The following is a 7,133-nucleotide window of genomic DNA, read 5'->3' on the forward strand; positions in this document are numbered from 1 at the left end:
GTACGTTCCAGCCTAACGAAGGTTACACCGGAAACAATGGTTTTTTTTCCAGATCTCCCGCACTATTCTTCCTATTATTTCAATGATCCAAGTACGCTAGCTCTCCTCCCGTTACTTATCGCTTGTTTATTGTCTTCCCCAAAGAGCCCTGAAGGATGCGTAAATACATCCGTTCTTCACTTAAAACACGCCCCTGTACGGTTTTTTAGTAGTGGACTTACCTCAAGAAACAAATCATTTTTGAGGTAATTGTTCCTTTTCAACGTTAGGATCAATTCATTACTCCCTTCAACGAAAGTATTGATTGTTATTCGTAACTATGACCTTACCCCACGTCAACGCTAATCCTTTTCCATTTTTACAAGGAGGTGGAGAAATGGGTCAACTTACCCGCCAGTTCGACTGGTCGAAGACCTCGCTCGGAACCCCCGACACCTGGCCAGCCAGCTTGTGTATCAGTCTGGGTATTTTGCTGAATTCCAAGTTTCCCATGTTTCTTTACTGGGGACCCGACTATATCTGCTTTTACAACGACGCCTACCGACCCAGTTTGGGCGTTACGGGTAAACACCCAGCCGTACTCGGCAGCCGGGGTAAAGACATTTGGCCGGAGGTATGGGCGTTTAATCGTCCCCGACTCAATGCCATCATGGCGGGTGGCGAGGCAACCTGGGAGGAAGATCAGCTCCTACCCATCTATCGGAACGGAAAAATAGAACCCGTGTACTGGACCTACAGCTACAGTCCCGTTAAAGACGAAAAAGGTCAGGTACGAGGCGTATTTGTGGCGTGTACGGAGACTACGCAGAAAGTACTAACGACCCAACAGTTGGCCGTTTCCGAGCAACGCTTCCAAAATCTGATTCGTCAGGCTACGGCGGGCATCATTGTTCTGACTGGGGAATCGTTTCAGGTAACGATTGTCAACGAAGCGTACGCCCGACTGGTCAATCACACCGTTGAAGACCTGCTTCATCAGCCCCTGTTTGAAGTTATTCCCGAAGCAGTTGACCCTTTTCGGCCCATCCTTCAGCAAGTCATGCAAACCGGTGAACCTCTGCACCTTTTCGAGCAGCCATATCAGATTCAGGAAGAAAGCGGAAGTAGGGCGGGTTTTTTAAATCTGATTTATCAGCCGTATCGGGAGCAGGATGGTACGATTACGGGTGTCGTTGTGTTTTGTCAGGACGTTACTTCGCAGGTGCATGCCCAACAGGAACTTCTGAATAAAAGCCGTGATCTGGAGTTGGCTCTCACCATTGGAAACCTCGGTAGTTTTAAGGTAGACATAGCCAGCCGCCTATCGACTCATTCCCAAGCCATTGTGGATTGGTTTGAGCTGCCCAGTCAGCAATACCAGCTTGATGACGTTTTTCAACTCATCCATGAACAGGATCGTGAAAAAACCATCCAGGCGATTGAAGATTCCATCGCGGGTAAACAGAGTGGCTATCACAATGTCACGTATCGGGTCATCAGTCGCCAGAATGGCCACTTACGTTACCTGCATTCCATGGGACAGGTTCTGACGGAAAAAGGCAAACCCGTTTCGATTTCGGGTATCATTCAGGATGTTACACCGACGGTTATTAGCCGCCAGGCACTCGAAGAAAGTGAAGCGGCCTTGCGGGATGCGATTGAGCTGGCGGAATTGACCACCTGGACCATTGATCTTACGAAAGATCAGATGTACACTTCTGAGAAGTACGCCCGTAAGTTTGGGCTACCTCATACGGAAATGTCCCTGGAAGAAGCATGGTCTATGGTACATCCCGATGATCGCCGTCACCTCACCCGGTTGTGGGAGCAATCGTTAAATCCGGAATCCAACGGTGGGTTTCAAGCCGAGTATCGAATCCTGAACGCTCAAACGGATCAGCCTCAAACTATTCAGGTCATCGGTCAGCACTACAGGAATGCAAAAGGGGAAGCCCATCGGTTTTTAGGTACAGCCCGTGACATTACCCTCGAACGGGAACTACAAAATACGCTGGAAAACGAAGTGCAAAAACGCACCGAGGAATTAGCCGCCGTGAATGAAGAATTACAGGCCAGTAGCGAGGAAGTGGCGAAAAGCAATGAAATCCTATCGACGCATCTGGAGGAAATGACGCAGTTGAATCGACTTTTGCATCTTTCCAACGATCGTTTGAAGCAGTTTGCGTACGTAGCCAGTCACGATTTGCAGGAACCGCTGCGAAAAATTCAGGCGTTCAGTACACTTATTGAAAAGAAATACGCGGACCGACTGGATGAACAGGGTCTGACCATCCTGTCAAAAATCACCAAATCCGGCGAACAAATGTCTACCCTGATTCAGGATCTGCTGGCCTTTTCACGACTGGCTGTCGATCAGGATGAAAAAATGATTGTATCGTTACAGCGAGTATTAGCTCGCGTACTGGAATCGCTGGAAATACGCCTGCAGGAAACCAAAGCGGATTTACAGATTGACCCGTTACCGGCTTTACTCGGGGATGAGAGTCAGCTTCGGCAATTGTTCCAGAACCTGTTGTCCAATGCCTTGAAGTTTGTCAAAGTCGGAGAAATTCCGCGTATTCACGTGTATTCGCAGCTGATTACATCCACTGATTTACCCCCTGAACTCCAAACCGTGTTGAAGGCTCCGCGGTATTATCGCATCAGCGTAGCCGATCAGGGGATTGGTTTTGAGCCGCAGTACGCCGAGCGTTTATTCGAAGTTTTTCAGCGGCTGCATACCCGGCAACAGTACAAGGGAACGGGTATCGGGCTGGCCATTTGTCAGCGGGTAATGGAAAATCACCAAGGAGCCATTACCGCCAAGAGTGAACCCGGACAGGGAGCAACCTTCCACGTATTCTTCCCGGCCTGATGAAATAACTACTAAGTAGGCTACGAAACGGAAACAGGGGTTAGGGAATACGATGTTTCTAACCCCTGTTTTCTTAAGTAAAGCACCAGGATTCACTACTTACTTGTCCCATAAAAATACCTTACAGATCAACGGTTAAACCTTGTTTTCATGGCTTAACTGATCGTTTCTTACTGGACCGCTTCGTGAATGCCCGTGTTCTGCCAGCTTCGGGTGGCCGCTGAATCCAGTACAGCCTGGCACACCCGCTGCGTTTGCAGAGCATCGAGAAAGGTAGGATGACAGGGTTCATCGGTTTCCAGACTTTTCAGAAAATCAGCGACCTGATGCACGAAGCTGTGTTCGTAGCCTAGCCCCAAACCGGGTACCCACCACTGACTCAGGTAGGGATGTTCGCCATCCGTAACGTGAATGGATCGCCAGCCCCGCAAGGCCGATGCGTCGCGGTGATCAAAGTATTCCAGTCGGTTCAAATCATGCAGATCCCAGCGGATGGACGCGTGTTCGCCGTTGATTTCAAAGGTATACAACGCTTTATGGCCCCGGGCGTATCGCGTGGATTCGAACAAACCGAGCGAACCGTTTTCAAAATGACAGTGAAACAGGCAGGCATCGTCAATACCGACGGCCGTGAGTTCTCCGGTTTGTTCATGAACCCGCTCTTTGATGAACGTTTCGGTTACCGCTGATACGTCCCGAATTGACCCATTCAGCCACAGAGCCGTATCGATGCAGTGGGCGAGTAAATCGCCCGTAACCCCCGAGCCCGCCGAGGCAACGTCCATTCGCCAGTTTCCTCCCCCTTGCGAGAGGTTGGCGTTAATGGTCCAATCCTGCAAAAAATTGGCCCGGTAATGAAAAATACGTCCCAGCTGCCCCGAATCGATGATTTGCTTGGCCAGCGTAACCGCGGGCAGGCGGCGGTAGTTGTACCAGACCGTGTTGCGAACCCCGGCCTTCTCTACCGCCGCTACCATCGCTTCGGCTTCGGGTAGAGTTCGGGCCAGGGGTTTTTCACAGAGAATCATTTTTCCGGCTGCCGCTGCCGCTAGTGCTATTTCCGCGTGCCACTCATTGGGTGTACAAATGTCTATGGCATCAATGTCGTCCCGGGCAATCAGGGCCTGCCAGTCCGTTTCGACCGAGGCGTAGCCCCATTGCTGAGCAAAATCCGTTACCTTTTCGAGGTTTCGCGAACAGACGGCTTGCAGAACCGGACGATAGGCCAGCTTCGGAAAAAAATCACCAACCCGTTTATACCCGTTTGAATGCGTACGGCCCATAAAGCCCGTACCAATCAAACCAATGCGGAGTTCTTTGGATGCGTTCATGTGTGTAGGAAAAGGTTAAGCTTCTGACCAGCCGTGAGCTTCGCGTACCTGAATCATCACCGCCAGAATGTCGTTCCAGGTTTGCTGCCGTTGCATTACTTCGTTGGGAAACATACAGCCATCCCAGCAAATGTGGCGGAAGGCTTTGGTGAGCTGCCCCTTTTCATCCCGCAGCCAGTAGCCCGCATCGTGTACAATGTCGAGTTTACCCGCGGGGTCCGTGGGTAAACAATGCCGTCCGGTTTTATCGTGCGAACCCGTTCCGTACACGGTTCCATCGTTTTGGGCCACGTGAAAATCGACCGTCCAAGGCCGTAGGGCTGCCGTTAGCCTTTGAAGGGCCTCTTGCAGCGTATCGCGGTCACTCCAGTCGAAATCGGGCGGTAAGATGCGATCCTCGGGTCGGTTCGTTCCCAGCAGATACAGAAGCGTATGCGACATATCCGCCTGAAAACCCAGGTTAGGTCGATCGACGGCTTCCAGCGTTTCGAGCATGGTTTTCCAGCTGTGCATCCCCCCCCAGCAGACTTCCCCCTCCGCCGCCAGCGTTTCTCCGTACTCAGCTGCAATGTCGCAGGCCCGGCGAAAGGTATCGGCAATTTTCTGCGTATTTCCGTGCGGGTCTGTGGCCCACTGCTGCGGCGAGCTGGCCGAATCAATGCGAATGACGCCGCCGGGACGGATCCCGATCTCCCGTAACTTCTGTCCAAATTGACAGGATTTGCGAACCTGTTCCAGAAAAAAGGCCTGCTCCGATGCAGAACCCAGGGCCGGGCCGCCCCAGATGGGAGCTACCAGACTACCGACGTCCAGACCAAAGCCGCTAATTTTGTCGGCGAGTGCCTGAATCTCCTGATCGTCGGCATCCAGATTGACGTGTTGCTCGAAGAGGCCCAGATCCACGCCATCGAAGGTGATCCCGTTGACTTCGGCCCCGGCCGTCAGTTCAAGCATGGTATCGAGGGAAAGAATGGGTTCCGAGTCAGGCCCCTTGCCGACAATGCCGGGCCAGGTAGCGTTATGAAGTTTAGGGAATGTATGCATCGTAAATAGGTTCAGAGGATTCGTGAGAAAAAACTAATCAAGTACCAGATCGGGATTGTTGGGACCGAAGTGTTTGAGCATCACGAGCGGTTCCGTGGCGGAGGCATTGGTAATCGTCACCCCGGCAACCGCCGCTTTTTCGCTGACAAAAAATTCATCGCTGGTCAGCTGCCCGTAGCGAATCAGGCTGGGCGTTTCGATGTTCCATACGCCCAGTTTCCCATGCCCTTGCATGAGAATGAGTCCATACGCCGCCCCATCCGGAATGGTTACGGTTTGGCCAGGCAGGACGGTCAATTCTTTAGCACTGAAGGCTTCGGATTTATAACATACCCAGCTTTCCTGGTAACCCTGCATCACTTCCGGATCGCGTACGGGTTTAGGAGCCATGAATCGGTTTTGCATCATCTCCGGGTCCAGATTCAGGTCCCAGTCGATCACTTCCAGGAGCTGTTCTATATCCCCGCGACGCTCGGGTGGTGTCCCATTCCAGAGTAGTTCTTCCGGAATAATCGCTTCATTGACCAGGGACTGGTACATGGCGAAAACGTCCGAGGCCTTTTGCGGTTCGTACGTACACAGGCTACCGGGAGCGTGCAGTAAGCCGGGCGGCACGTCCCAGCCGGTACCGGGTTCGAGCCGGTACGCCTGCGAAAGATTGGTGATTTTGTTATCGCCTTTGGTAAAATTTTCCAGACATTGGCGTACCTGCGAGTGCGTGGTACCCGGCGTCAGGCCAAAGAACGTATAGGGAAAGTCTCCGCCGTGGTTGTTCAGTTGTGGTGGAAAGTAATACGCCTCTGGTTTACCCAACTGACCGATGAGCCGGGCGTGTTCGTCGTTGTGGTGGATGTGATGTGGCAAGGGACCCATGTTGTCAAAAAACTTGGAATACATCGGCCAGTTCTGGTATTCATTCCAAAGCCGATCGCCGATTAACGCCCCCTTCAACTCCGCCACGGCGTCCCTGAGAAGAAACTGGTGACAGGTTCCGTCTGCTTCGAACACAATCTGACTGAGGCCTTCGTTCGGGCCCGTTAAGGGTCCATTTTTGGCGGGCGTCGTCGAAGCCAGCCAGCGTTCGTCGATACCACCCCGCTCACCCCCGAGTACGTAGTAGTCATCGGGATGCAGTTTGATTCGCCGACCCGGTACGCAAAAAGAGCGGGGCACCCAGGTAGGAGCCAGTCGTAGAATGCCTTGTCCCTGCTCTAAGGCCCAGGCGGCCATGCTTGCTGATGTCATTGTCATAAAGGTTTAGTGGTATTGCTTGAAAAGCGTTTCCAGAGCCTGAGAATCCGTCAGCACCTCTATTTCCAGTTCGTACAAACGACGTTCACCGGGTTCGAGCCAAATCAGATGCCGGGTTGCTCGGGCCTGGGCCTGGCCCATCGGCGGATGGGTTCCGGGTTCAAGGCCCGTCACGTACTCGCCCTTTCCCCAATGTTGCCAGTTGGTCAGCCAGGGAAGCTGCTGTTTATAAAAGCGAATGACAAGTGCCAATCCTAACGCTTTATTATATACGCCGCATTGACATTGCCCTGCGTCATCCGCTTCCAGATTAATAAAGGCTACTTCCTCCCCCGCCCCGGCGTGGTCATCCAGAGGGGCGGGACAGGTACGAAAATCGTGCTCGGGTCGAAACAATTGCGGGTGATCCGAACCCGACTCCCAGGAACCTCGCCAGAGCAGGCGGGTACCCTCGTCGATGAGCGGCCAACCCAGGTTGATGTGGTACAGCAGCATGTGCGGAGCCGTAGTGTTACCCCGATTGACTATTTCGTCCCGCAAGCGAAGACTGGCTTTTCCGAGCGTTGACGAAAGGGTACGGCTTAGTTCCAACCGCGTACCTAAGGCCTGACTCTGACGAATCCGCCCGCGTACGCTCATAACCAGCTGACCCG

The 7,133-nt window shown here is 52.6% G+C and carries 5 protein-coding genes; 1 reads left to right on the forward strand and 4 read right to left on the reverse strand.

Features of this window, described 5'->3' with window-relative positions; genetic code table 11:
- The first annotated feature begins 319 nt into the window (after positions 1 to 319).
- Complete coding sequence (locus tag ACOJTG_RS07480; RefSeq protein WP_420153235.1) at positions 320 to 2,854, forward strand: PAS domain-containing sensor histidine kinase; 2,535 nt, start codon at positions 320 to 322, stop codon at positions 2,852 to 2,854.
- 170 nt (positions 2,855 to 3,024) lie between these two features.
- Here ACOJTG_RS07480 and ACOJTG_RS07485 read toward each other — a convergent pair whose 3' ends face one another.
- The 4 genes from ACOJTG_RS07485 to ACOJTG_RS07500 all read right to left on the reverse strand — a co-directional run.
- Positions 3,025 to 4,185 (reverse strand): Gfo/Idh/MocA family protein, encoded by a 1,161-nt coding sequence (locus ACOJTG_RS07485; RefSeq protein WP_420153236.1) that lies wholly within the window; start codon positions 4,183 to 4,185, stop codon positions 3,025 to 3,027.
- 15 nt (positions 4,186 to 4,200) lie between these two features.
- Positions 4,201 to 5,229 (reverse strand): sugar phosphate isomerase/epimerase family protein, encoded by a 1,029-nt coding sequence (locus tag ACOJTG_RS07490; RefSeq protein ID WP_420153237.1) that lies wholly within the window; start codon positions 5,227 to 5,229, stop codon positions 4,201 to 4,203.
- 33 nt (positions 5,230 to 5,262) lie between these two features.
- Complete coding sequence (locus ACOJTG_RS07495; RefSeq protein WP_420153238.1) at positions 5,263 to 6,480, reverse strand: class I mannose-6-phosphate isomerase; 1,218 nt, start codon at positions 6,478 to 6,480, stop codon at positions 5,263 to 5,265.
- A gap of 6 nt (positions 6,481 to 6,486) precedes the next feature.
- The coding region (locus ACOJTG_RS07500) for a DUF4432 family protein (RefSeq protein ID WP_420153239.1) at positions 6,487 to 7,133 on the reverse strand (647 nt) is incomplete at its 5' end.

Source organism: Siphonobacter sp., assembly GCF_048595215.1.
In the GTDB taxonomy this organism is placed as follows: Bacteria; Bacteroidota; Bacteroidia; order Cytophagales; family Spirosomataceae; genus Siphonobacter.